This window comes from Polyangium jinanense (genome assembly GCF_028435365.1).
On sequence record NZ_JAGTJJ010000012.1, the window covers coordinates 23,551 to 46,266 of the forward strand.

The 22,716-nt window shown below is 67.4% G+C and carries 24 protein-coding genes; 14 read left to right on the forward strand and 10 right to left on the reverse strand.

Going from position 1 to position 22,716, the window contains the following annotated elements:
* Positions 1-17: 17 nt before the first annotated feature.
* The 8 genes from KEG57_RS21835 (at position 18) to KEG57_RS21870 (ending at position 8,182) form a co-directional block, all read left to right on the forward strand.
* Positions 18-965, forward strand: coding sequence for a response regulator (locus KEG57_RS21835; RefSeq protein ID WP_272420971.1), 948 nt, complete (start codon positions 18-20; stop codon positions 963-965).
* A gap of 427 nt (positions 966-1,392) precedes the next feature.
* On the forward strand, positions 1,393-1,980 hold the full coding sequence (locus KEG57_RS21840) for a hypothetical protein (RefSeq protein WP_272420972.1): 588 nt from the start codon (positions 1,393-1,395) through the stop codon (positions 1,978-1,980).
* A 98-nt stretch (positions 1,981-2,078) separates the two neighbouring features.
* Positions 2,079-3,320: an oxygenase MpaB family protein gene (locus KEG57_RS21845; protein WP_272420973.1), complete on the forward strand. Its 1,242-nt coding sequence runs from the start codon at positions 2,079-2,081 to the stop codon at positions 3,318-3,320.
* Positions 3,310-4,794: a cyclic nucleotide-binding domain-containing protein gene (locus tag KEG57_RS21850; protein ID WP_272458768.1), complete on the forward strand. Its 1,485-nt coding sequence runs from the start codon at positions 3,310-3,312 to the stop codon at positions 4,792-4,794. Before KEG57_RS21845 ends, KEG57_RS21850 begins: the two co-directional genes overlap by 11 nt.
* Positions 4,791-5,243, forward strand: a complete 453-nt coding sequence (locus KEG57_RS21855; RefSeq protein ID WP_272458769.1) for a hypothetical protein — start codon at positions 4,791-4,793, stop codon at positions 5,241-5,243. Before KEG57_RS21850 ends, KEG57_RS21855 begins: the two co-directional genes overlap by 4 nt.
* Before the next feature lie 194 nt (positions 5,244-5,437).
* The gene (locus KEG57_RS21860; RefSeq protein ID WP_272458770.1) at positions 5,438-5,803 is read left to right on the forward strand and encodes a hypothetical protein; all 366 of its coding nucleotides are present in this window, start codon (positions 5,438-5,440) and stop codon (positions 5,801-5,803) included.
* A 518-nt stretch (positions 5,804-6,321) separates the two neighbouring features.
* Positions 6,322-6,675, forward strand: coding sequence for a hypothetical protein (locus KEG57_RS21865; protein WP_272458771.1), 354 nt, complete (start codon positions 6,322-6,324; stop codon positions 6,673-6,675).
* A gap of 985 nt (positions 6,676-7,660) precedes the next feature.
* Positions 7,661-8,182, forward strand: a complete 522-nt coding sequence (locus tag KEG57_RS21870) for a hypothetical protein (protein ID WP_272458772.1) — start codon at positions 7,661-7,663, stop codon at positions 8,180-8,182.
* A 38-nt stretch (positions 8,183-8,220) separates the two neighbouring features.
* On the opposite strand, the gene KEG57_RS21875 is transcribed toward KEG57_RS21870, so the two are convergent.
* The gene (locus KEG57_RS21875; protein ID WP_272420978.1) at positions 8,221-8,397 is read right to left on the reverse strand and encodes a hypothetical protein; all 177 of its coding nucleotides are present in this window, start codon (positions 8,395-8,397) and stop codon (positions 8,221-8,223) included.
* A gap of 326 nt (positions 8,398-8,723) precedes the next feature.
* Between KEG57_RS21875 and KEG57_RS21880 the strand changes: the two genes are divergently transcribed.
* Positions 8,724-9,509, forward strand: coding sequence for an SDR family NAD(P)-dependent oxidoreductase (locus KEG57_RS21880; RefSeq protein ID WP_272420979.1), 786 nt, complete (start codon positions 8,724-8,726; stop codon positions 9,507-9,509).
* On the opposite strand, the gene KEG57_RS21885 is transcribed toward KEG57_RS21880, so the two are convergent.
* Positions 9,506-10,135, reverse strand: coding sequence for a hypothetical protein (locus KEG57_RS21885; RefSeq protein WP_272458773.1), 630 nt, complete (start codon positions 10,133-10,135; stop codon positions 9,506-9,508). The genes KEG57_RS21880 and KEG57_RS21885 overlap by 4 nt on opposite strands.
* 153 nt (positions 10,136-10,288) lie before the next feature.
* Here KEG57_RS21885 and KEG57_RS21890 point away from each other — a divergent pair, with 153 nt between their 5' ends.
* A complete protein-coding gene (locus tag KEG57_RS21890) occupies positions 10,289-10,564 on the forward strand; it encodes a hypothetical protein (RefSeq protein ID WP_272420980.1) in 276 nt (91 codons plus the stop codon).
* On the opposite strand, the gene KEG57_RS21895 is transcribed toward KEG57_RS21890, so the two are convergent.
* Positions 10,561-10,977: a VOC family protein gene (locus KEG57_RS21895; protein WP_272420981.1), complete on the reverse strand. Its 417-nt coding sequence runs from the start codon at positions 10,975-10,977 to the stop codon at positions 10,561-10,563. The two genes, KEG57_RS21890 and KEG57_RS21895, sit on opposite strands and share 4 nt — an antisense overlap.
* Positions 10,978-11,020: 43 nt before the next feature.
* On the opposite strand from KEG57_RS21895, the gene KEG57_RS56095 reads away from it, so the two are divergent.
* Positions 11,021-11,401, forward strand: a complete 381-nt coding sequence (locus KEG57_RS56095; protein WP_372518259.1) for a transposase — start codon at positions 11,021-11,023, stop codon at positions 11,399-11,401.
* Positions 11,402-11,667: 266 nt separating this feature from the next.
* Here the strand turns inward: KEG57_RS56095 and KEG57_RS21900 are convergent, their stop codons facing one another.
* The 3 genes from KEG57_RS21900 to KEG57_RS21910 form a co-directional block, all read right to left on the reverse strand.
* A complete protein-coding gene (locus KEG57_RS21900; RefSeq protein ID WP_272420983.1) occupies positions 11,668-12,060 on the reverse strand; it encodes a hypothetical protein in 393 nt (130 codons plus the stop codon).
* 691 nt (positions 12,061-12,751) lie between these two features.
* Entirely contained in the window at positions 12,752-13,666 is a 915-nt protein-coding gene (locus tag KEG57_RS21905; RefSeq protein ID WP_272420984.1) for a hypothetical protein, read from the reverse strand.
* 126 nt (positions 13,667-13,792) lie between these two features.
* Complete coding sequence (locus tag KEG57_RS21910) at positions 13,793-14,521, reverse strand: DUF4386 domain-containing protein (RefSeq protein ID WP_272420985.1); 729 nt, start codon at positions 14,519-14,521, stop codon at positions 13,793-13,795.
* Here KEG57_RS21910 and KEG57_RS21915 point away from each other — a divergent pair.
* Complete coding sequence (locus tag KEG57_RS21915; RefSeq protein WP_272420986.1) at positions 14,520-15,512, forward strand: LysR family transcriptional regulator; 993 nt, start codon at positions 14,520-14,522, stop codon at positions 15,510-15,512. The genes KEG57_RS21910 and KEG57_RS21915 overlap by 2 nt on opposite strands.
* Before the next feature lie 589 nt (positions 15,513-16,101).
* Here KEG57_RS21915 and KEG57_RS21920 read toward each other — a convergent pair.
* Complete coding sequence (locus tag KEG57_RS21920; protein ID WP_272420987.1) at positions 16,102-17,034, reverse strand: alpha/beta hydrolase; 933 nt, start codon at positions 17,032-17,034, stop codon at positions 16,102-16,104.
* An 86-nt stretch (positions 17,035-17,120) separates the two neighbouring features.
* Positions 17,121-17,702, reverse strand: coding sequence for an alpha/beta hydrolase (locus tag KEG57_RS21925; protein ID WP_272420988.1), 582 nt, complete (start codon positions 17,700-17,702; stop codon positions 17,121-17,123).
* A 159-nt stretch (positions 17,703-17,861) separates the two neighbouring features.
* Between KEG57_RS21925 and KEG57_RS21930 the strand changes: the two genes are divergently transcribed.
* A complete protein-coding gene (locus KEG57_RS21930; RefSeq protein WP_272420989.1) occupies positions 17,862-18,653 on the forward strand; it encodes a transposase in 792 nt (263 codons plus the stop codon).
* A 109-nt stretch (positions 18,654-18,762) separates the two neighbouring features.
* Positions 18,763-19,830, forward strand: a complete 1,068-nt coding sequence (locus KEG57_RS21935) for a DUF5694 domain-containing protein (RefSeq protein ID WP_272420990.1) — start codon at positions 18,763-18,765, stop codon at positions 19,828-19,830.
* 277 nt (positions 19,831-20,107) lie between these two features.
* Here the strand turns inward: KEG57_RS21935 and KEG57_RS21940 are convergent, their stop codons facing one another.
* Together KEG57_RS21940 and KEG57_RS21945 are read right to left on the reverse strand one after the other, a co-directional pair.
* Positions 20,108-21,511, reverse strand: coding sequence for a tetratricopeptide repeat protein (locus tag KEG57_RS21940; RefSeq protein ID WP_272420991.1), 1,404 nt, complete (start codon positions 21,509-21,511; stop codon positions 20,108-20,110).
* A gap of 75 nt (positions 21,512-21,586) precedes the next feature.
* Positions 21,587-22,549, reverse strand: coding sequence for a discoidin domain-containing protein (locus KEG57_RS21945; RefSeq protein ID WP_272420992.1), 963 nt, complete (start codon positions 22,547-22,549; stop codon positions 21,587-21,589).
* Positions 22,550-22,716 lie beyond the last annotated feature (167 nt).

The following is a 22,716-nucleotide window of genomic DNA, read 5'->3' on the forward strand; positions in this document are numbered from 1 at the left end:
CCCGGAGGAGGTACGTCATGTCCGCATTCGCCCTCGTCGCCGAACCCGATCCAGCCCTCTCTGCCGCCCAGGTCGCCGTCGTCGACGCCCTCGGCCTCGTCCCCCTCGTCGCGCAGGACGGAGAGCGCGCCATCTGGCTCCTCCGCCGCTTCGGGACCCCGGCGCTGCTCGTCACCTCCTTGTCGCTCCCCGTCGTCGACGGATTCGAGGTCCTCGACTGGCTGCGCGCGCGCATCAGCGGTCGTGGCGCGAAGGTCATCGTCACCTCGCCGTTCCCCGAGCTCCGCGCCTTCGCCGGCGCGCTGCGCGAGCACCTCGGCATCCACGCGATCCTGCCGCGGAACGCCTCGGCGGACACGCTGCGCGTCGTCGCCGAGGCCCTGCTGAAGGGCGCGGAGCTGCCGGCGCCGCTCTCGGAGGCGGCGCTCTCGACGCAGGTGAACTCCGTCCGCTCGATGCAGGAGGGCCCGAAGGATCCGCGCCTCGACTGGTTCGTCCGGTCGGCGGCGGAGGAGCTGCACGCGTCGGTGGCGCTTGCGATCGTGGCCCAGGGGGAGGGCCGCGTCCTCGTCTCGGCGGTGGGGATGGATCCGCGCAGGTGGCCGGTACTCGGGGGGATTGGCCGGCACGTGCTCGGGTCGGGGGAGACGCTCGTCGTGGCGGACGCGTTCGCGCACCCGTTTTTCCAGGGCGACGTCTCGGTGACGGAGGGGCTCGTGCGGGGCTTCGCGGCAGCGCCGGTGCTCGACGCGGCGGGACGCACGCGAGGCATGCTCTGCGTGATCGAGCCGAAGGCGCGCCTGCGCATCGGACCGGAGGGCCTCGTGCGTCTCGCCGAGCGGGCGCGGCTCATCGGCACGGCGATCCCCAACATCGAGCCCGGCATGGGCCGCCTCCTCCGCGCCAGCCGCCGCCGGATCATCGAGGCCATGCCGGACAGTTCGCCCATCTCCAGCCCTCGCTAGTAGGCGCTGCGCTGGGGCTTGGCCCCAGACCCCAGCAGGGGCTGTCCGCCCCTGCACCCGGACCAGCGCAAGCGCTGGACTCGGGGTCGATGAACTGCGCGATGCGCAGTTCATCGAACAGGCCAGGTCAAGACCAACGACGATCCTGCCAACCACCGGCCTGTGGGAAGAACTGCGCATCGCGCAGTTCTTCCCCAACTGGTCCAGGGCTTGCCCTGGTTCGGGTCGAGGGGCGAACAGCCCCCGCGGGGCCCGGGGCAGCGCCCCGGCGCGACGCCTCGCGATGAGACCAATGCTCTGTCGTTGATCTCCTCCCGCGTCGGGTTCGTGCCCGGGCCGCATCGGGTCCGTGCTGAAACACCGAGGGTTCTACCTGGCACGCTGGCCGGCGCTGGCCTTTCATCTTGGATTCCGGTATCAGTGGCGCATGCCCCCGGCAGTTCCTCCGAGAGCCCACTCCAGTGCGGAAGAGCACATCCGCTGGAGCCGGGGGGAGCTACGCATCAAGGCTGTCGACGACGTCGTCTACGAGCAGGTCAGCGGCTACCTCGAGAAAGAGATCGTCAGTAAAATCACGCAGCCCATCGACAAGCTGATCGGGCAAGGCGTGAAACCCATCATCTTCAACGACTGGTGGGACCTCTCCGGGTACGACTCCGACGCCCGCCTCAAGCTGACGGATTGGATCTTCTGGATTCGCGGCAAGATCGTGGGCAGCCACATCCTCGTCCGCTCGAAGATCGTCAGCATGGGCGTCTCGATCGCGAACCTTGCGCTCGGGGGGATGCTCACGGTCTATACCGATCGACAGGAATTCACGCTCGCCTACCACCGCGCCTTGCGGCAGGGCATGAAGCCGTCGTCGACCTCCAGCTCGTCCACGATGGCTGCGCCCGTGTCCACCGCGACCCCGCCGGTCTCGCAGACCTCTTCCGGCGCCTCGTCCTCGGCCACCGGCTCCTCCCCGGGCTCCTCGCACGACGAGCCGGTGCGGCCTCCGCGCTCGATCCGTTGACCGCGGGCGAGCGGCCTCGTGTCAAGAGGCAATGACGTGTCTTTGGGCATTTCGTGGCGTCCGCCCGGCGTGGTAGGAGTCGGGGAGGAGAGGCGGCCATGAGCACCGACAGCCCCAGGCTGCACCCCGATATCCCTGAAGACGCGGCCGTGCCGCGCGTGCCTACCTGGTACGTCGATCGAACGGCGGCGCGCGAGCGCTTTGGCGAGGCCGTCGACTCGTTCGGCCCGTTCCTCATGCGTGGCGACCCGCCCGCGGACGAACTCGTCGCCGTGCTGAACGAGCTCCGCCCCGCGCAGGCGAACCGCATGCTGCAGCAGGCGCTCGACGAGGGCATCGCGAGCGTCCGCCGCCCGCCGCGCGCGTTCGTGCAGTTCTTCCGGCAGGTCGACGAGATCCCGCTCTGGCTCGACTGGGACAAACTCGACCGTGGCGGCCGCGCCATCTTACGCACCGGCCCTCTCGGCGCGGTCGTCCTCGCCTGTTACTCGCTCCCGCTCTCCTATGCCTCGCCGGATGGCTCGAAGCCCCTCACGGCCTCGGGTCGCCTCGTCCAGCGTGCCTCGCGCAGGCTCACCGAGACGGCGCGCTTCCTCGTCGAGACGTGCCGCCCCGGCGGCCTTCGTCGTGGCGCCGCGGGCTTCAAGATCACGATCCGCGTCCGGCTCATGCACGCGCAGGTGCGCAGGCTCCTCCTGCAGCGCAAGTCCTGGCCCTACGAGCGCTGGGGTTTGCCCGTGAACCAGGCGTACATGGCCGGGACGAACGTGCTCTTCTCGTCGGTCCTCATCGAGGGCCTCTCGAAGCTCGGCTACGAGGTCCCGCAGGCCGAGCGTGACGACATCGTGCAGCTCTGGCGTTACGGCGGCTTGCTCAGCGGTGTCGACTCGAAGATCTGCGCGGCCACCGAGGCCGAGGGCTTGCGCCTCATCCGGCTCATCCACGCGGTGATGGATCCGCCGGACGACGACTCGCGCGCGCTCGTCAAGGCGCTCATGGAGGCGCCGCTCGAGCTCGCGAAGAACCCGGCGCAGAAGGCGGTGGCGCAGCGGCTCGTGGATCTGCTCTACGGTCTGTCGCGGCACCTCGTCGGCGAGGACCTGGCGAACGCGCTCGCGTATCCGCGCACGTCGTGGCGCCACGTCACGCCGCTGCTCCGAGGGATGAACATGATGATGAACTCCGTCGAGCGCCGTGTGCCGGAGAGCCGCGACGCGCTCTATCGGTTCGGGCTCGAAGCATGGGAGAGAGTCATCGAGAACGGCCTTGCCGGCATCCCGGCGGCGTTCGATTTCCGCAAGGCGACCGTGGGGGATGGAGGTCCGACGCATGCTCCGTGACAAGCTGAGTTTCCTGGGGGATCAGGACATCGAGCTCCTGCTCCGATCGAGCCAGAGGCGGCACGTCGTGCGGGGTGAGACCATCGTCCGAGAGGGCCAGAGCCCCGAGGCGATCTTCCTCGTGCAAGAAGGCTTCATCTCGGTCCGCGCGGGCGGCGTCACCGTCGGCTACTTCGGCCCGGGTCAGATCCTCGGCGAGATCTCCTTCCTCGAACGACGCAGCGCGAGCGCCACCGTCGTCGCCGAGGGCGACGCTGTTCTCAACCGCATCGACAACGCCGACCTCGAGGCGCTTCTCTCCGCGCACCCCGACCTCGCGGCGCGCTTCTACCGCTCGCTTGCGGTGAGTTTGTCCCGTCGCGTGCGCGCGCTCAGCGGCAGCCTCACGAAGCTCCGCGGCCAGCGCTCGCACAAGGCGCGTTACGGCCAGCTCTCGGCGCGGCACGTCCCTTCGAGCCTGATCGACGGCCTCACGACCGTCTTGAAGGAAGTCCAGCGCGTCGAAGAGTCGCTCGCGGCGCGCAGGACCACGGTGGACGCGGCGGCGCGCGTGGTCGCGTCCGCGTGCGATCGTGTGGTCGCCCTGCTCGAACAGCACACCACGGAGAAGGCGCTGCTCGCGATCAGCGTCGACGACCTTCTCACGTTCCGGGACATCAGCCGCCTGCGCGAGGGCGTCGGCAGCTTCGTCTTCCGCATCTGCTTCGCGCTGCTCATGTCGAGCGCGACGATCGCGCGTGTCTACGACAAACCCGGCGGCGTCGCCGAGGACGACGGGACGCGCCGCGCGATCGCCGATGCGGACGCCGAGGGCGACGGCCTCATCGGTCCGCTCGTCGATCGCTGGTTCCTCGACCGCGCCGTCTGCCGTGCGCGCCGCGAGAGCCGCAAGGCCATGGTCGCCGAGATCGTCCGTCGCGCTGCGGAGCACACGGGCACGGGCCCCTTCCAGGTGACGAGCATCGGCAGCGGCGGCGGCGACGAGCTGCTCGACGCGATGGACGAGGCGGACGAGGGCGCCCTCGCGGCGACGTGCATCGACCCGGATCCGGACGCGCTTCGCCGTGGCAACCACCAGGCATCGGAGGCGGGCCACGCCTCGTCGATGACGTTCCTTTGCGCGGAGCCTTTGAGCCTCTCGGGCTCGGGCTCGGAGATCTTCCTCGGACCGCAGCACATGGTCTATGCGCTCTGCTTCTTCGACTACCTCTCGGACGACGACGCGGTGGCGCTGCTCGACTGGATGTGGGGCCGCCTTGCGCCTTCGGGGACGGCGGTGTGGACGGCGCTCGGCCCGGACCTCACGGATCTACCGATGATGGAGCACCTGCTCGAGTGGAGCGTCGTCCCGCGTGATGCGCCGGCGATCCGCGCGCTCGTCGCCCGGACGCGCTTCGGCCGCTCGGTCGAGGTGCAGCTCCTCGAAGGCACCTCGCTGCACATGGTCACGTGCACGCGAGGGGCGGAGCCGTGACGATCGTCCCTTCGAGTCGCGTCGGGCCCAAGGAGGTCTACCGCAATCCGTACATGATCGTGCGGCACGACGTGACTCGAAAGCTCCTGATCGTGACACGAACGAGCGCGCCTTATCCCAGCATCGAGACGATGCGGGAGACGTTTCTCGAAATGGAGACGGCGATTGGCTACGTCTCGCGACCGCGGACGATGTTGCTCATCGACGCGCGCCCGGCGCTGCCGCGGAACGACCCCGACTTCGAGGCGGAGTTCGGGCGATTGCGGAAGCACTTTCTGCGAGAGTTCCAGAAGATCGCGACGCTGGTGCAGACGGCCGTGGGGATCCTGCAGGTGACGCGGCAAGTGCGCGCGGACGAGCGGCCGACGGGGGTGTTCACGGATCCCGGTGAGGCGCTCGCGTACCTGGGGGTGACGCTGGAGCCGGAGCGGGTCGAGGTGCGGGGGTAGAGCGAAGGGGGGCGGGTGGGGGAGTGCGGTCGCTCGGGCTGTTCTGCTCCGCTCTTCTGCACGCCTCCGTGCTCCTTGCAGCACCGGGACGGGCACACGCATTCGAACTCAGCGGCGGCGTGAGTTTGGGTGGGATTCTGGTGGGCACAGACCCGCGGCTCGCGGTGAGTCCGCACGTGCGCATGTCGTGGCGCATGAAGGACAGTATCCTGCTCGCGGTGGATGAGATGTGCAGCATTCTGCCGTCGACCAACGAACTCGGCATCGGCGTCTATAACCACACGTCCGTCGCCGTGGGATATGCGTCGCAGCAAGGCAACTTCAGTCTTGGTCCCTCACTTTCGCTTTACACCATGCCGGCGTGCGGCGTCACGTTGTGCGGCCGCGTGGCGGGTGTAGCGCCAGGCGCCCGCGCGCAGGCGGACGTTTACTTCGTCGGCCCGCTGGGCGTGTCCGTGAGTGCCGCGGTTGACTGGGTGGGTGGGAGGAGCCTCGTGCTTCCTGGCGGCATGGCAGCAATGGTGGTCGCAGGTCCCGTGCTTCGATGGGGGGCGAAATGAGCTCGGTGAGAAGTCTTGTTTGTGTCGCGATCGTTGGTATCTGGGGTTTCGCCGCGTGTAACTATACCGTTGGGGAGTGTTATACGCGCGATCAGCTCGGGGAAGGGGCCGGCGTAGGTGGTGGTGTGATTCTCCCGAGCGGGGTTGGTGGCTACGGAGAGACGCCGCCGGAGCCGGAGCGCTCCAGCAAGCAACTCGAATGCAACGCAACCGACGAGGGGGAGAGCCGCCCGGTCGAGGAGGATGCGTACGAAGCCGGTCTGAAGGTCTTTTGCTTGAAGCCGGACTGGGGAGGTACGTGCTCGGAGAGGTGCATTGCGCAAGGGATTGGGTGCGTGCCACTCGCTGTGCATCCGTACAAATCCGACCCCGGATATGGCGAGCTGTTTTCGTGCAACACTTTACCCATAGGGTTCATGTGTGGATATCATTACCCCAACGGAGACGATTGTTATTGGCCGTTCGGTACTCCGTTGCCGAAGTTTTGTTCATACTCGGGAAGCCACTAGGGGGATCGAATGACTGACGCAGATAAGGTTGCCGATTTCTACAGCGGCGCACAAATGCTTCCGTTCGTCGCCGCATGGGCGTACGTCGTCGCGAATCGTGAAAGGGTCCTCGAACTGCTCGACGCCTTCGAGAAGGCATACGAGCAGATGATCCCCCTTCACGCGGCTGGCAAGATCTACGCCGGAGACGCGGAGTTCACTGCGGAGAACCTCGACCGCGTCAAGCGCATCCGCCTTCTCCTTCAACCGGGCTTGGACAGTCGCGAGGCGATGCAGGCGGCCCCGGAGATACTCGCATTGGCCGAGCGATGCTGGAAGGGACTGACCGGAAAGGATGTCTTCCCTCTCGGTCAGGAAGAGTGACGGACCTCCCCCCGGAAGATCCACGCCGCGTTCGAGAACCTTGCCCTCGCCGGACAGGCGACGTCCGCCACCCCGCACCTCCTCGGACCTGCTCCCCGCCGCCGCCGCTCCGCCCGGCGAGCTTCTCCGACCTGCTCGAACACATGCCGGCCGCCCCGTACGACGAGATCCGAGAACCTCGCCCGCGCCGATGTCCGCCTGTGCCGAGCTTCTCGGACCTGCTCGAAGGGGGTGAGCTCGGGTGGTTCGGGTAGATCGGACCTGCTCCCCGCCGCCGCTGCTTTGCCCGGCGAGCTTCTCCGACCTGCTCGAACACACGCTCGCCGCCCCGTACGACGAGATCCGAGAACCTCGCCCGCGCCGATGTCCGCCTGTGCCGAGCTTCTCGGACCTGCTCGGAGGGGGTGGGCTCGGGTGGTTCGGGTAGATCGGACCTGCTCGGCGTAGGGTGGCCGCGGCTGTTCGAGCAGGTCCGAGAAGCTCGCGCAGGCACGTTCCTTCCCATGCACGTTGATCCGATGATCTGGCTCGTGGCTCGACGCGGGGCGCGGCGCTGGTCGGATGTGGTCGCTGGTGGCGACGGGTGGCGCGGCGGGCATGTCGGAGAAGCCCGTCGGTCCCGGGGGGTGGCTCGTGGCGCAGGGTCGAGGTGCTACGGGATGGCGGGCGTCGGGTGTGCGGGCAGGTGCACATTCCGCCCATCGTGAGCCGGGGAGGGCACGTGGGAGCTGGTACGCCCATTGCGATGCATACGCGAGGACGCGCCGAGAAAGGGACCACGAACATGCAGGATGGGCCGACCTCTCGAAGGGCATTCCCCAGGGCTCCGATGCATGCACCGGTCGGGTACGCCGCGTCTGTCGCTATCGCGTCCCTCGTAATCATGCTCGGCGCTTGTGCAGGGGACGGCGGCGTATCCGAGGCCGAGGATGGGGATACGAGCGAGGGGGGGACGGCCCAGTCCGACGCGCAGACGAGGAGATGCTTGTCCGTCACGCCGGACGCGACGTTGAGCCTCCTTGCCGGTGAAACGGAGAAGTCCTCGACGAGCAGGGGCCCGTCGTACAACACCGGCGTGGCGGGCACCCTCCATGGCTGCAACAGCTACGTCGTCGAGGTCTCCGTGCCCTCGACCAGCACGCCGCCGCTCGATTATGAGTCGTCCTTTCAATTTCATGCCGAGAAATCGACGCCGATTCGTGAAGATCTGTGCAATGTGGCGGAGATGCAATTCCGCGTGTACGCGTGGAACATCGTCGTCGGGGATTGGGCGTTCGTCGGCGGCGGAGTCAAGGAAGGCAAGTGGATTCCCGGCGGTCCCCTCACGAGCCCAGAATGCAGGTTTTTCCCGAAGCCGGGCGCATATACCGAGTTCGGCAACCACTTCGAGCCTCCATTGGCTGGAACGAACCGCTACCGCATTCTGAGCTCGGTCATGCTCCCCGACGCGTTCTTCGCGGAGGTTCGCGTCAGCGTGCAGCGCGATCACGAGATCTTCCTTGAATGACGAGCGCCTTTGTCGACCTCCGACGCCCCCCGCGCTCCTCACTCGCCGGACCGCTCCCCCGACTTCTCCTCCTGTGCCCGCGCGCGCTTCGCCTTGAGCGCCTCCGTCTCCGCGTCGAGCTTGGCCGTCGCCGCCCGCAGGCATATCGTGGGCTCTCTGCGCCCCTCGGCCCTGGCGATGGAACCAGCCCCTGCGACGTTTACGACACCAGGCATTGAGCAGCCATCGCTGTTCGGGCAGATGGAGGCTCCATCGGGTTTCGACGCGGGCGAGATGCGCCGCAAGCCGTGGGCGTGGCTTTTGCGGCATGTGTTTGCGATTGACGTGACGGTGTGTCCTGAATGCTCGGGCAAGATGCGCTGGAGCCGGTGGCGCTCACGCCCCCCCGAGGAGGCGGAAATCCTGGTTTATTTGTCCTAGGTGCCTGGCGTTCCAACTCTGGAAGCGTACGAGGCCCGCCCAGGAAATGCACAGAGAGGACACTCTGGCACAACGTGCCACACAGACGTATCGTATCGTCAACAGCGAGCGAAGGAGCAACATGAATCGCTATGAGGGTCGCCGGGCACTCGTCACGGGTGGGGGATCGGGCATCGGGCAGGCCACCGTGCTGCGGATGCTCGCCGAGGGCGGCCGCGTCGTCGCCGCCGACGTGAGCGAAGCCGGCCTCGCCGACACGGTCGCGAAGGCCGGCGACGCGGCCGAGCGCCTGCACACGGTCGTCGTGAACATCGCCGACGAGTCGTCCGTCCGCGAGGGCGTCGCCGACGCCGTCGCCTGGCTCGGCGGACTCGACGCGCTCGTCAACGCCGCCGGCATCCTGCGCTCCTCGCACACCCACGAGACCACGCTCGACGCCTTCGAGCAGATCGTCCGCGTGAACCTCGTCGGCACGTTCCTCGTCATCCGCGAGGCGATCCCCGCCCTCCTCGAGGGCAACGGCTCCGCCGTTGTCAACTTCAGCTCGACGTCGGCGATGTTCGCGCACCCGTACATGGCCGCCTACGCCGCGAGCAAGGGCGGCGTGCAGTCGATGACCCACGCGCTCGCGGCCGAGTACGCGAAGCAGGGCATCCGCTTCACCGCCGTGCAGCCGGGATCGATCTCGTCGGGCATGACCGACGGCTCCGGTCAGAGCGGTCAGAGCCGTGGCCCGGGTCTCCCCGAGGATGCCGACATGAGCCTCTTCATGAAGCTCCGGCCCGCGCTCGGTCAGGGCTTCGCGGGCCCCGAGACCGTGGCGGGCGTCGTCGCGATGCTCGCGAGCGACGACGGCCGGTTCATCACGGGCACCGAGGTGCGCATCGACGGCGGCACGCACTTCTAGTCGCCCGCCTTGGCAACCGGTGCGTCTTGGTGAATGCATGTGTGGAGGAGCTCTTGCGTTCGCTGCGAAGGCGAGCGAAGCGCCTCTTCGGGCTTGCAAGCGTCGATCGTGCGTTTCCCGGGGCGGTGACGTTCATCCAGCGCTTCGACTCGGCGCTCCGTCTCAACGTGCATGTACACACGCTCGCGCTGGACGGGGTCTATGTGCGGGAGGATGATTCGATGGGAGAGCCTGTCTTCCGCGCGCTCCCGGCGCCCACGGCAGACGAAGTGTTCGACATTGCCGAGCGCACGGCCAAGCGAGTCGTCGCCGCGCTGAAGAAGCGCGGCCGAGCTGTGGATGGGCTCTGGGACGAGGGGAGTACGGTGGACGATTTCGATCCAGCGCTCGTCGCTTGTTATGGTGTGGCAGCTCGTGCGTCCGCGCTTCGGATGGTGGAGGGCGATCGACCGCGCGACGGTGAGCGTGTTTCCGTGGTGATGGGCTTCGACATTCACGCGGGCGCGGTGATCGATGGCCGCGATTGCCACCGCGGGGCTTGGGGCGAAGGACGCCGAAGGCGATCCGGAGCCCCAAATGTCGAAGGGAGAGGCTGTGCCGGTATCTGGCCCGGCCGCCGATTGCACAGGAACGGCTCGTCGAGATCGCCGGCGGGAAGCTGCCTATGAGTTGAAGAAGGCGTTGTCCTAGGTGCCGCCGTCAAGCCTGAGGAGACCGCCTCGGCGGCTGGGCTCTCGAATTTCCTGCGCACCTGCGCGGGCGCGTTCGCGACCTCGCTGATGACCACCCTGTGGGACAACACCGCGAACGAGAAGCGGGCCCAGTTGGTCGGACACCTCAACGATGTCCCTGCGACCATCGATGCCATGAGCGCGAAGGGGCTGACGCCGGATCAGGCGGTGGGTCAGATCGAGCGCATGGTGCAGGTGCAGGCGGTCATGCTGGCGACCAATCACCTGTTCCTGGTCTCCATGCTGTTGTTCATCTTCGCCGCGTCGATCGTCTGGATCTCGCCCCGGCCGCGCGCCGCCCCGCCTCCAGGCGGGGGGCACTAGCTAGCGGGCGGGCCCTTCAGTTCGACCGTGTTGCCCTCGGGGTCCCGCAGATAGATCGAGAGGCCTTCGCCGAGCGCGCCGTAGCGCTGGCCGGACTCGGTGACCTCGACGCCGTGACGGGCCAGGTGGGCGCGGATCGCCGCCTCGTCGAACGGCGCGACCTGCAGGCAGAAATGGTCGAGGTTGCGGCCCTCCAGCTGCGGGCCCGCGCCACCCATTCGGCCCAGCGGACCGTCGAGGGTGACGAGGTCGATCATCTCGCGGCCGGCGCGCAGGTGGGTGAGGCCGAGCTCAGGCCGGTCCCAGTCGACGGAGCAGCCGAGCACCTCGGTGTAGAAGCCGACCATCCGCGCCTTGTCGCGGATGCGCAGCACGATGTGGTCAAAGCCCTGGAGCGCGATGGGATGGGTCATGGCCCCATCCTAGCCGCTGCGGGCTCAGAGCAGCAGGCCGAAGATGCCGCTCGACGCGGCGTGGCCGACGACCGGGAAGCTGCGCTATGAGTTGAAGAAGGCGTGGCGCGATGGGACACGATTCGTCGTTTTCGAACCGCACGAGCTTCTGGCGAGAGTATGCGCGATGATACCGCCGCCACGATTTCACATGATCCGATTTCATGGAGTGCTCGCCCCGAATGCGGCGCTGCGCAGGCACGTCGTGGGCTCTCTGCGCCCCTCGGCCCTGGCGATGGAGCCAGCCCCTGCGACGTTTACGACACCAGGCATTGAGCAGCCATCGCTGTTCGGGCAGATGGAGGCTCCATCGGGTTTCGACGCGGCAAGATGCGCCGCAAGCCGTGGGCGTGGCTTTTGCGGCATGTGTTTACGATTGACGTGACGGTGTGTCCTGAATGCTCGGGCAAGATGCGCTGGCGGGCGGTGGCGCTCACGCCGGAGACGATCGCAGAGGGACTGGCTCGAGCTGGGCTCTCCGCACGCGGGCCGCCGAGGAGGCCGAGAGCGCCGAGGGGCCAGCTCTCGCTGCCGTTTCCGCGCTGAGGCACAGCCTCTGTGCAGCTGTTCTGCGCCCATCATGCGTCCGATGAGCATCGGTCGTGGGCGTCAGGAAAGAGGTCGCCTGGTGCCGCGGCGGTTTCGTGTGTTCTACCAGAGGGTGGAGGGTCCTGCGAGGACCCAGCCGGCATCGGTAGGCTTGACCCAGAAGCCCAATGCCACCTCGATCGTCTGTGCGCGGTAGGTGACCTCGACGTAGAGATGGCTGCCGGTGTGGCCCCAGCTGAAGTCCCCGAGATCGAGTTCGCGGAGCCAGGACAGGTCCTGCTCCCAGTCGTCGGCAGCAGGACTGCAATTCGCCTCGTCCGCATCGGCGCTCGCTCCGACCGAGCCGAGCCATAGGGACTTGAGCACGTGCCCGACCGGTGGGTGATCGACGAGCTGTTCGGCTTCAGGGATCTTCCCAGCTCGGAGCAGACTGAAGTAGCGGCAAACGACCGCTTCGACGTCGGTGTTGGCGGGGCGCTCCGTCCAGGTCTCCACCGTTGAGATCATAAAGGTTGGATGGACACCACGGAGCGGTTTTCACCCTGAACATCGCGGGTTGTGGGGGCTGCATGAGGCGGGGCTGCGGGGCAAGTTGATGGGGTGACCGGCTTCTGCTCGGGCTGGTCAGCGGGCCGCCGGTGTGGAAGGACACGGTTGAGCGCCGCGCGAGATGCGTGCTACGCCCCCGAGGAGGCGGAAATCCTGGTTTATTTGTCCTAGGTGCCCCTGCAGCCGAATTGGACTGTCGATCTCGTTGAGCAGAATCCTCGCCTGCCCCCAGGTCTCATAACGTGCCGCCCAGGACGTCGATGCCGAGTTGCGGGTCGCCGTGCTTGGCCGTGAGCTTCAAGCAGCCGGCGGTTCCGGGCAGTGCTGAGGGCTTGCCGATCGCGCCGGGGAATCAACGCGCAGAAACTCTGACCATTCCAGAGACAAAAGGCAAGGCCTCACCCCGAATAGATCCCGCTATTGCAACCGCCGCGCTACGCCTCCCGTTTCCTCTCGCACGTACTGCCGGGCGACTTCATGATGATCGGCGGCGCCATCGGCCATCTGGCTCGCAACCACTGCCGCCATTTCTACGGCCGATCCTCGCCACGACCTGCCCACGATGTCAAACCTCATCCGCATCCCGCGTACAAGGGGTGAGCGGCTCGAGTTCGGTGCATTGATTGCCAGACCCGGGTCATGGCGCTACGCGACCACGAGCCCATTCCGTGGCTCGTTCTACGGCCAACCCCATTGCCGCGGACCCATCAGATCCGATGCAATTGATGCCGGCGTCTCGGTAAGCATCCAACTGGTGCGGTTTGACAACAACGACGATCGGCGATCGTGCGCCATGGAACTTGTAGGTCGCTACGTGCAAGTCATTGCCGTATCGATAGTCGAGATCAGACATATCAACGATCATGCCGTCTGGATCGATCATGGCGCAGAACATGTTCAGGACGCGTCCGATGAGGACCGCATCATCGAGACCTTCTGACCCTTGTCGATATGTCCCGCTAAACCGAACAAGCCCGATCCGCATCATTCCTTCCGCGTGTACTTCTGCGGCGGAGTGAATCGTCGGCGAACTACTATCAATCATGAAAACGCCTGGAGTCGCATCCAAGTCTCGTGGATCGACAGGCCTTCCCTTCTTGGTCTTGAGCTTTCGCTCGACACACACACGCGTCAATCCTTGTAACTCGACTGGGCTGATTGGCGTCAAGTCATCGCCTGCCTCTACTGCGACGCAATTCAATAGCCTAAAGGGATGGCTCATGATTCCCGCCTGGTTGGCAGGGGAGAAATCTTTCGGAAAGGAAACCGCGCCGCCGAGTCGATTTTCGGGTGCATCAAAACATTCACTCAAGCATAGGTTTGCCAACTTGGGTGCGCTGTAAGCGAATCCCATGTCGTTCACCTTCACCAGTGAAATGAGTCGTCCACCGCCAAGATGAAAATCCAGCAGCGGCACCGAAAGCTTTGGCAATGCTACAAAGGTCATTTCAACGTCCTCGACAACTGGCCCGGCGCGCGGGTCGAGGCGCAGGGGGCCCTGCCATGGCGGGTCGGAGTACGCGTCGACCTCGACGAACAGGAGGCCGGGCACCCACAGGAGCGGGCGGCGCTACCCCTCGGGCTTTCGGTCGGGCGACTCGTCGGTCACGAGCGCACCTCGTTAGGCGAGAGCGCGCGCGCTCGAGCTCGTCGAAACGCACCATCATGTCGGATCGGCTCACGAGCTAGCTCTGGAGGGGACGCTCACGCCCCGGAGCAGGAGCCAGACGCCGATCGTGAGCTCGAAGAGCGTCCCTGGCGCGAAGGCCAGCACCGTGTAGCTGGCGTACTGCGGCATGAGGATGTTCGTGAGCGACCCCAGGAGGATCAGCGTGTAACACACGATCCCGAAGCCGGACAGGCGCTGCGGGACGTAGCGCGACGTGTAGAAGAGCCAGCAGAAGGGGATCGCGCCCAGGCACATCAGGACCAGCAGGTAGTCCATGCCGACCGCGCGGACTCTCAGGAGCAGGTCGATCTGCGCGGCGGCCTGCGTGGCGTCGAGCGCGGTGCGGCCTTCCGCCAGCACGGCGACGAAGGCCCCGGCGAGCACCGTGACGCACCCCAGGACGCCCTCCGAGGCGCGGAACACGAGCGCGACGAGCGAGAGGTTCCTGTCGACCGGCGCGAGGACCGCGTAGTGCGCGGCCGACAAGAGCAGGACGGCCGCGAACATCACGAGGTCCAGCGCGAGGCCGAGGCGGAAGAGCGTCGGGTGGCTCGCGATCCTGGCGGCCGTCCCGGCGACGTCCCCCGCCTGGACGAGGTGAGGCTGGATCAAGACGAGGTTGAGGACCGGGGGCACGATCGCGAGCAGATAGGCCAGGCCCGTGATCCTGGCGTAGGTCGAGGGCGCCGGTGTGTGGATGCGGGACGCGTGGTCGGTGATCTGGAGGGCGGTGTCCATGGTGCTCCGTGGGCTCGGCGCGCGAGCGCCGGCGGAGCCAGGGTGGGCGTGCGGGGCCGCGCGGGCCAGCGTCGATTCCGTTCACGCGCTGTGCGAAAATGCAGAGGTGGACTGGGACGACCTTCGATATGTGCTCGCGATCGCGCGCGACCGAACCCTGAGCCGCGCCGCCGAGAGCCTGGGCGCGAGTCATACGACCGTCGGACGCCGGGTACGCGCGATCGAGCAGGCGCTGGGCGCGCGCCTCTTCGATCAGACCCCGGACGGGTTCGTGCCCACGAGCGCGGGGCAGGACATCGCCGAGGTCGCCGAGCGGATGGAGGCCGAGGTGCTCGCGCTCGAGGGACGGGTCCTCGGGCGAGACGTGCGGCTCCAGGGCAGCCTCCGCGTGGCGACCATGGACATCCTGTTTCGCAGGTACCGCGACGCGTTCGCGTCGTTCCTGGCCCGCTATCCGAGCGTCGAGCTGACCGTCACGTCCAGCAACGACGAGGTGTCGCTCACGCGGCGCGAGGCCGACGTCGCCCTCCGGATGACGAGCTCGCCGCCGGAGTACCTCGTGGGCCGCAAGGTGGGGCGCGTGGACTTCGCGGTCTACGGCAGCCGCGCGCTGGTCGAGCGGCTTGGCCCGGACGCCGGCTACGGCGACTACCCCTGGATCCACTGGGACGAGCGCCTGAACCTGCGCTGGCTCGACGAGTGGCTGGCCCGCAACGCCCCCGGCGCGCGGATCGCGATGCGCATGGACGTCAGCTCGATGGTGCTGCGCGAGGCCGTCGCCACGGGCATCGGCCTGCACTTCCTCGCCTGCTTCGAGGGCGACGCGGATCCCGCGCTGACGCGCGTGGGGCCCGTCGATCCGCGCTTCAGCCGGGACGTATGGCTGCTCACCATGCCCGACCTTCGCAGCACGAGCCGCGTCCGCGCCTTCATGGACCACATGGACGAATCCACGCGCGCGAGCCGCACCGGCGCGGCAACGGCCGAGTAGCGCCCGCGGGCGTCCGTATCCGCTCTGCGTGAGCGACGCCGACGGCAACCCGCCCTGACCAGCCCCCCCAGGGTCGAACCCCCCCGCCGCGCCTCCCCACCCACCCCGATCCCCGGCGTCGAGGTGCTCGGCCTCGGGCGAGGTGCGTGGCCTCGGCGCGGAGGTGCGCCGCTGGTGAGCGAGGCTCGCCCTTGCTGACCCGCAGGTACATCGCGCCACCGCGGGGAGATGACGGCGGCGGCGGACGTATAGACCTCTCATGAACCGATGGATCATCGCCCACGGGGACCGAGGAGGGCGGCTCCACGTCGTGGAGCGGGCCGTGCGTGCTACGCCCCCGAGAAGGCGGAAATCCTGGTTTATTTGTCCTAGGTGCAGTATCCCACCACCAGTGGTGGTGGGGGCGGCGGCGGCGGGGACTTCGGCGGCGGAAGCTGGGGAGGTGGCGGCTGGGGCCCTGGCGGTGGTGGCGGTGGCGGTGGCCGAGTCGACATCGGACCAATAACCGTCATCCAGTAGAACGGCGGTTGATCATGCCAGCACGAAGGATGGTCGTTCTGGCATGGTCAACGTGACAGCGCGGACGCCCTCAACCACTGCTGTACGGCCCCTTGCCCGGGAACACCTGCAGCAGCGCGCGGGTCATCACAGTGGGATATACCGTGAAGTGATCTTCGCCGTCGATCACCGTGTTCTCCACTTTCATTGGCCGACCGCTGCGGCGCAGCTGTTCTGCGAACTCGGCGTTGTGGCGCAGCATGTCGTTACGGGTGTAGTATCGTGGTTCCGGCTTGACCGTTTCGTAGCTGCCGATCGACAGCAGCACCGTCGTCGGCTGCGTCGGCACCTGCGCATCGGCCTGCATGCGCGGGACCAGATGGTTGTCGAACCACAGCGACGGGCTGGACAGGATGTAGGTCTGGAACATGGCCGGCCGCGTGGTCAGCACGTAGGCACCGAACAGGCCACCATAGGAATGGCCGGCGAAGGCCCGCCGCGCCGGATCGGTGCGGTAGCGCGCATCGATCATCGGCAGCACGTGGTCGGCGAGGAAATCGCGGTAGTGCGCGGCGCCGCCGTAGGTGACGTCGTCGCTGTAGTCGCGCGGGTCGGTACGCACCGGCTCGCTGGGCGTGTAGTCGCGCGAACGACTGGCCTTGGAGCTCAGCCCTTCCTGCGGCGGCAACCCGACCAGAATGAAATCCTCGATGTTGACGCCCTGCTGGCCCACCAGGTTGCGCAGGCTGCGCACCAGCGGGAAGCTGTACAGCGCGTCAGTCACATACAGCGCCGGATATCGCTTTTCGGGGTGAGCCGCGTAGCTTCCCGGCAGCGCCACCCAGACCGGGTAGTCACGACCGATCGGGTCATGCACGCGCAGTGCCTCGGTATCCGGCAGCACCACGCCCGGCGTGGTCGTATTGCCCTTCGCATCGCTGTGCCGGACCGGTGGTGCCATCGACATCGCACACCCGCTCAAGGCCAGGCAGGCCAGCACACTCCATCCACGCACACGCTGCATCCGTTCTCTCTCCCGTTGCGGGCGGCGCACGCTGATGGCGCCTCTGCCGCATCCTCACATGGCTCGCTGCTGTTCGCCAACCGCGCTCAGGGCGTGGCCGGCGGCGGCGCCGGGAACAGCGTGCGCAATGCCTGCAGCGCCGCCGGGTGGTAGATCGTGGCATGCGTCTCTTCCGGCAGCGGCTGGTACTTCACCAGCGGCGACGGCGAAGCCTGCTGCAGCAGCGCCGCAAAACGCACGGTGGACTCGGCCAGTTCGGGCTGGCCACTGCTGGCCAGGAACACCCGCGACCGCGCACGCGCCACCGCCGGCAGCAGCGTCGGCGCCGTAACCAGCGGTGCGCCGCGGTTCCACCACAGGCTCGGGTCGAGCGCGATGTAGCTGTTGAACAGCGTCGGCTCCTGCAGCAACGTCCCGACCATGAACAGACCGGCCAGCGACTCGCCGATCAGGGCGCGCTCGTCGGTGGTGGCGAAGCGCTGGCGCACCTGCGGCATCAGCTCATCGCGCAGGAAGGTGCGATACGCCGCCGAGCCACCGATGCGCGGCGCGATCTTCTGCTCCTGCGGATCGCTGCTCGGGCCGGTCATGTCGCGGCGGCGCTCGGTATTCTCGATACCGACCAGCAGGAACGGGCGCATGCTGCCGTTGCCGGTCAGCACCTGCACCAGGCCGCTCGTCGCTTGTTATGGTGTGGCAGCTCGTGCGTCCGCGCTTCGGATGGTGGAGGGCGATCGAGCGCGCGACGGTGAGCGTGCTTCCGTGGTGATGGGCTTCGACATTCACGCGGGCGCGGTGATCGATGGCCGCGATTGCCACCGCGGGGCTTGGGGCGAAGGACGCCGAAGGCGATCCGGAGCCCCAAATGTCGAAGGGAGAGGCTGTGCCGGTATCTGGCCCGGCCGCCGATTGCACAGGAACGGCTCGTCGAGATCGCCGGCGGGAAGCTGCGCTATGAGTTGAAGAAGGCGTGGCGCGATGGGACACGATTCGTCGTTTTCGAACCGCACGAGCTTCTGGCGAGAGTATGCGCGGTGATACCGCCGCCACGATTTCACATGATCCGATTTCATGGAGTGCTCGCCCCGAATGCGGCGCTGCGCAGGCACGTCGTGGGCTCTCTGCGCCCCTCGGCCCTGGCGATGGAGCCAGCCCCTGCGACGTTTACGACATCAGGCATTGAGCAGCTATCGCTGTTCGGGCAGATGGAGGCTCCATCGGGATTCGACGCGGGCAAGATGCGCCGCAAGCCGTGGGCGTGGTTTTTGCGGCATGTGTTTGCGATTGACGTGACGGTGTGTCCTGAATGCTCGGGCAAGAGGCGCTGGCGGGCGGTGGCGCTCACGCCGGAGACGATCGCAGAGGGGCGTCTGCCCTGGGCGGCGCACGTGCAGCGCCACGACTACTTCTACGGCATCTATATCTGGCACTGGCCGGTCATTATCATGCTGCGCGAGCTGCTGCCCCCGAGCGGACCGGTGGGGCTGACGCTGGTGACGCTGGCCGTGGTGCTGCCGCTGGCCATGCTCAGCTGGCACCTGGTCGAGGCGCCGTCGCTGCGCGCCGCACGCCGCTGGCTGAAGCGCCGCGCGCCACAGGCGGTGGCGGTGGCTGCCTAGCGCCCGCCCAGCCGTCCCGCATAGCTTTGACGTCTGTATCCGTTTTTGCTGGACCGGAGGTTTTTCGCCCCTCTAGGATCGGACATCCAGAACACATGGACATCTGATCATGGCCCGCCCCAGCACCCTGCTTCTTGCATTCCTGTTGTCCGCCGGCGCCTGCGCGCAGCAGCCCGATTTCGACCCGAGCAAACTGAAAGGTCCTGCCGGCGGCCCGGCGAACGAGGTACTGGTGCTGGGATCCTCGCACCTGTCGCAGCTGCCCAAGCGCTTCGACCCGGCCGGCCTGCGCCCCCTGCTCGACCGGCTGGCCGCATGGCGGCCGCAGGCGATTGCGATCGAGGCCCTGTCGGGGCCGCAGTGCGACGTCCTGCGCCGCTACCCGCTGCGCTACCAGGACACGATCACCACGTATTGCCCGGACCCGGACCCGGCCAGGGCCACGACCGGCCTCGACGTGCCGGCCGCCACCGCCGAGGCGCACAGGCTGCTGGCCGCCTGGCCTGCCGCCCCCACGGCCGCGCAGCGGCGCAGGCTGGCGGCGGTGTTCCTGGCGGGCGGCGAACAGGCGTCGGCCGTGGTGCAGTGGCTGCGCCTGCCCGAGGCCGAGCGCCGCGCCGGCGACGGGCTGGACGGGGCGCTGGTCGAGCAGCTGAACCGCCTGCAGGGACAGCGCGACGAAAGCATCCTCGTCGGCGCGCAGCTGGCGGCGCGCCTCGGACACGAACGCGTGTACCCGATGGACGACCATACGGCCGACGGCCCGAGCGCGGACGAGAAGGCGGCCGGCGCGGCAATCTCGAAAGCCTGGGACAACCCGGCGACGAAGAAACGGCTCGCGGCGAGCGCGGCCCTGGAACAACATCTCGACACCGCGGAGGGTGTGCTGGCGATGTACCGCGCCGCCAACGCGCCAGGTGAAACGAAACTCGCCTTCGACAGCGACTTCGGCGCCGCGCTCGAAGAGCCGTCGCCGCAACGCTTCGGCCGCAACTACCTCGGCTATTGGGAAACGCGCAACCTGCGCATGGCCGCCAACATCCGCGAGGTGCTGGGCGATCGTCCCGGCATGCGCATGCTGGTCATCGTCGGCGCCTCGCACAAGGGCTACCTCGAGGCCTACCTGCACCAGATGCACGACGTGCGGATCGTCGACACGGGTCCGCTGCTGCGCTGATTCCGCACAAGCTTGCCAGCTTGACCATGCTTCGTTGCTGGCACGCGCCACAAGTGCCATGCGTCGGCCCCCGGGCCCCGGAGAGCGGCCCCGGTCAGGAGCGGAAGCGGCAAGCGGGCCACCGGCTCAGGGCTGATACGGCGGCGCCTCGAAATTTCCGCCGTAATACAGCCCGACCTTCCTGCTCGGTTTTGACGGGGCCTTCGCGGCGGCTGCCTTTGCCCCTGGGGAAGCGAGCGCGGCCGATACGAGCCACGCCCGACGCCCCCCGCGCTCCTCACTCGCCGGACCGCTCCCCCGACTCCTCCTCCTGTGCCTGCGCGCGCTTCGCCTTGAGCGCCTCCGTCTCCGCGGTGATCTGGGCCGCCGCTGCGTGCATCAGCCGCGTGGCCCAATCGAGCAGCCGCGCGACCTCCTCGACGTGGACGTCGTCTGCGCCGGCCAGCTTCTCGCGAAGCGCGATATCGGCCAGCTTGCGCACCGCTGGCAAGAGCGCCGGATCGTCGGGGCCGGCGACGTGAGGCTCGAACAGCCGCAAGAGCCACGTCGAAAGCTCCTTCGCGCGCGGGAGGTTCCCCTCCTCGAGCCGGGCCTCCGCCGCGCGGTCGAGCACCACCCGGAGGCGCAGGCTCTCTTTGCCGAACTCCTTCTCCGCGATGGAAAGCGCCTCTTCGTAGAGCGCCGCCGCGCGCGCGTGCTCTCCGCGTTTCGTCGCGACCTCCGCGAGATGGACCCTGGGCACCACGCAATGGGTGCTCTCGGGGGGGTAGTGCGCCGCATAGACGTCACGCATGCGCTCGAACGTCTCTTCGGCGGCGTCGTAATCGTCCAGCGCGAGGTACGCCTTGCCGAGCTCGTCCAGCACGACGATGAGGGACAGGTCCTTCGGCCCGGACGCTTTTTCGAGCATCTCGAGCGCACTCTCGAGCGGCCTTTCGGCGAACTCCGGCTTCTCTTCGGCGAGCGCGGCGCGCCCGTAACGCAGGAGCGCCTCCCCCATCTTCCGTGGGTCACTGTCGAGCGCCCTGGCCGTGATGTCGACGGCGAGCCGATAGCTCTTGCGCGCCTCCTCGTAGTCCTTCATTGCGGCGAAGATGTCGCCTATCCGGACGGCGTCCGCATAGAGGTCCGCGGCATGCGTGGCGAGGTGCTTGCTTCGGATCTCGAACACGGCGAGCGCGGCGTCCGCGGCGCTGTCGAGCTCGCCGCGCTCGAGCTCGATGTCGGCGAGGAGCGCGAAGGACGAGGCCAGCTCGAGGTGGCCCTCTCCGAAGGTCTTGCGCTTGATCTCGAGGGCCTTCGTCGCGGCGCGGCGGGCCTTGTCGAGCTCGCCGGCATCAACGAGCAGGCGGGCGAGGTCGGATAGCCCCTGGAGGTGCTTTTCGAGCGCGGCAGGCTCCTCGGCGCCGTGAAGCATGCGGGCGTCGATGAGGCGTTCGAGGAGGCCCAGGGCGGCGGCCCATTGTGTGAGCTTGGTATAATGCGTGAGCGCCGTGGTGGCGGCGGCGAGGGTGTCGGGGTGAAACGCGCCGAGCTTTTGGTCGCGAATCTCGAAGAGTCGTTCGGCGAGCGGAGCGGCGAGCTCGAGCCGACCTTCGCCCTCGGCAGCGCGGAGCTGCATGTCGAGCTGCCAGGCCTCGAGCTCGGTCGCCTCGTCGTGGGGTGTGTCGCGGTCGGACATGGCGAGGGAGGATAGCGGTCGGGCGGCCGGGGAAGAAGGGAAAAGCTTCGGCCGTGCACCCTCGAAGCATGGTGCTCATTGGCAGGCGAGGCTGTAGGTGAGCTCCGAGCCTGAGGGGATGGAGTCGATGGTGTCCGCGGTGACCCACGCTTGAGCGAGCGCGTCGTAGTACTCCACGAAGATCGAGTCCACCGAGTAGACGACGTTGTCGGTCTTGAGGTAGAGGCCATTGGCCCTGGTGATCGCGTCGAAGCTCATACCGAGCCACGACTGGCCGGCGACGCCGGTATCGAACGTCTTCCAGAACGTCGAGGTATTCCCATCGAACGCATACTCCGGGAGGGACCACGACTGCGAGGCTCCGCTATCGATGGCGGTGCCGCCCGTCAACGGCTGGTTGCAGTCCGCGTCGGCGCAGAAGGCCATCTCGCGCAGCACCCATTGACCGCTGTCTTCCTGGACGCTGGCGTTGCGGATGCGCCAGCTCACGGGGAACGCGCGGCGAATCTTGACGTCATAGATCAGCTCGGAGCCCGAGGGGACGTTGTACAGGATGTCTGCCGTGACCCAGTGGCCGCGATTGGCGTCGTAGTAGTCCACGTAGATCGAGTCCACCGAGTAGACGACGTTGTCGGTCTTGAGGTAGATGCCATGCACGCCCCTGGGCGCGCCGAAGTCGATGCCGATCCACGACTGGCCGGCAACGTTGGTATCGAACGTCTTCCAGAACGTCGAGGTATTCCCATCGAATGCGTAGCTCGGGAGGGACCACGACTCCGAGTCTCCGCTGTCGATGGCGGTGCCGCCCGTCAAGCGCTGATTGCAGTCGGCGTCCGCGCAGAAAGCCATCTCGCGCAGCACCCATTGACCGCTGTCTTCCTGGACGCTGGCGTTGCGGATGCGCCATTTGGTCGCCGCGGGAGGAGGCGGCGGCGGACCACAGAGCGTCTGGGCGCTGGCGGCGCTCGGAGCCAAGCTCGCGGCGAAGAAGAACAGAGCGGCGATGACGGGGAGCGACGTGCGGGTATTGTTCTTCATGACGGACCTCGAAGGAATCGATTGACGGCTCATCTCGCGGCGAAGCGCCAGCGTCCCCATGGCTTTGCACGGGTGATGCCAGCTCCCTGATGCGCTGAAAAAGGCCTCTTTTTATTGTGGGAACACCTGGGTGGAGGCCCGCGCTGGAGGGCGGGGCCTCCATGTGG

What these genes read in the sequence shown, in the direction of transcription:
- KEG57_RS21835 (WP_272420971.1), top strand. Translation starts at nt 18, where the DNA reads ATGTCCGCATTCGCCCTCGTCGCCGAACCCGATCCAGCCCTCTCTGCC.
- KEG57_RS21840 (WP_272420972.1), top strand. Translation starts at nt 1,393, where the DNA reads ATGCCCCCGGCAGTTCCTCCGAGAGCCCACTCCAGTGCGGAAGAGCAC.
- KEG57_RS21845 (WP_272420973.1), top strand. Translation starts at nt 2,079, where the DNA reads ATGAGCACCGACAGCCCCAGGCTGCACCCCGATATCCCTGAAGACGCG.
- KEG57_RS21850 (WP_272458768.1), top strand. Translation starts at nt 3,310, where the DNA reads ATGCTCCGTGACAAGCTGAGTTTCCTGGGGGATCAGGACATCGAGCTC.
- KEG57_RS21860 (WP_272458770.1), top strand. Translation starts at nt 5,438, where the DNA reads ATGAAGGACAGTATCCTGCTCGCGGTGGATGAGATGTGCAGCATTCTG.
- KEG57_RS21865 (WP_272458771.1), top strand. Translation starts at nt 6,322, where the DNA reads ATGACTGACGCAGATAAGGTTGCCGATTTCTACAGCGGCGCACAAATG.
- KEG57_RS21875 (WP_272420978.1), bottom strand. Translation starts at nt 8,397, where the DNA reads ATGCCTGGTGTCGTAAACGTCGCAGGGGCTGGTTCCATCGCCAGGGCC.
- KEG57_RS21880 (WP_272420979.1), top strand. Translation starts at nt 8,724, where the DNA reads ATGAATCGCTATGAGGGTCGCCGGGCACTCGTCACGGGTGGGGGATCG.
- KEG57_RS21890 (WP_272420980.1), top strand. Translation starts at nt 10,289, where the DNA reads ATGACCACCCTGTGGGACAACACCGCGAACGAGAAGCGGGCCCAGTTG.
- KEG57_RS21895 (WP_272420981.1), bottom strand. Translation starts at nt 10,977, where the DNA reads ATGACCCATCCCATCGCGCTCCAGGGCTTTGACCACATCGTGCTGCGC.
- KEG57_RS56095 (WP_372518259.1), top strand. Translation starts at nt 11,021, where the DNA reads ATGCCGCTCGACGCGGCGTGGCCGACGACCGGGAAGCTGCGCTATGAG.
- KEG57_RS21915 (WP_272420986.1), top strand. Translation starts at nt 14,520, where the DNA reads ATGGTGCTCCGTGGGCTCGGCGCGCGAGCGCCGGCGGAGCCAGGGTGG.
- KEG57_RS21910 (WP_272420985.1), bottom strand. Translation starts at nt 14,521, where the DNA reads ATGGACACCGCCCTCCAGATCACCGACCACGCGTCCCGCATCCACACA.
- KEG57_RS21920 (WP_272420987.1), bottom strand. Translation starts at nt 17,034, where the DNA reads ATGCAGCGTGTGCGTGGATGGAGTGTGCTGGCCTGCCTGGCCTTGAGC.
- KEG57_RS21935 (WP_272420990.1), top strand. Translation starts at nt 18,763, where the DNA reads ATGGCCCGCCCCAGCACCCTGCTTCTTGCATTCCTGTTGTCCGCCGGC.
- KEG57_RS21940 (WP_272420991.1), bottom strand. Translation starts at nt 21,511, where the DNA reads ATGTCCGACCGCGACACACCCCACGACGAGGCGACCGAGCTCGAGGCC.
- KEG57_RS21945 (WP_272420992.1), bottom strand. Translation starts at nt 22,549, where the DNA reads ATGAAGAACAATACCCGCACGTCGCTCCCCGTCATCGCCGCTCTGTTC.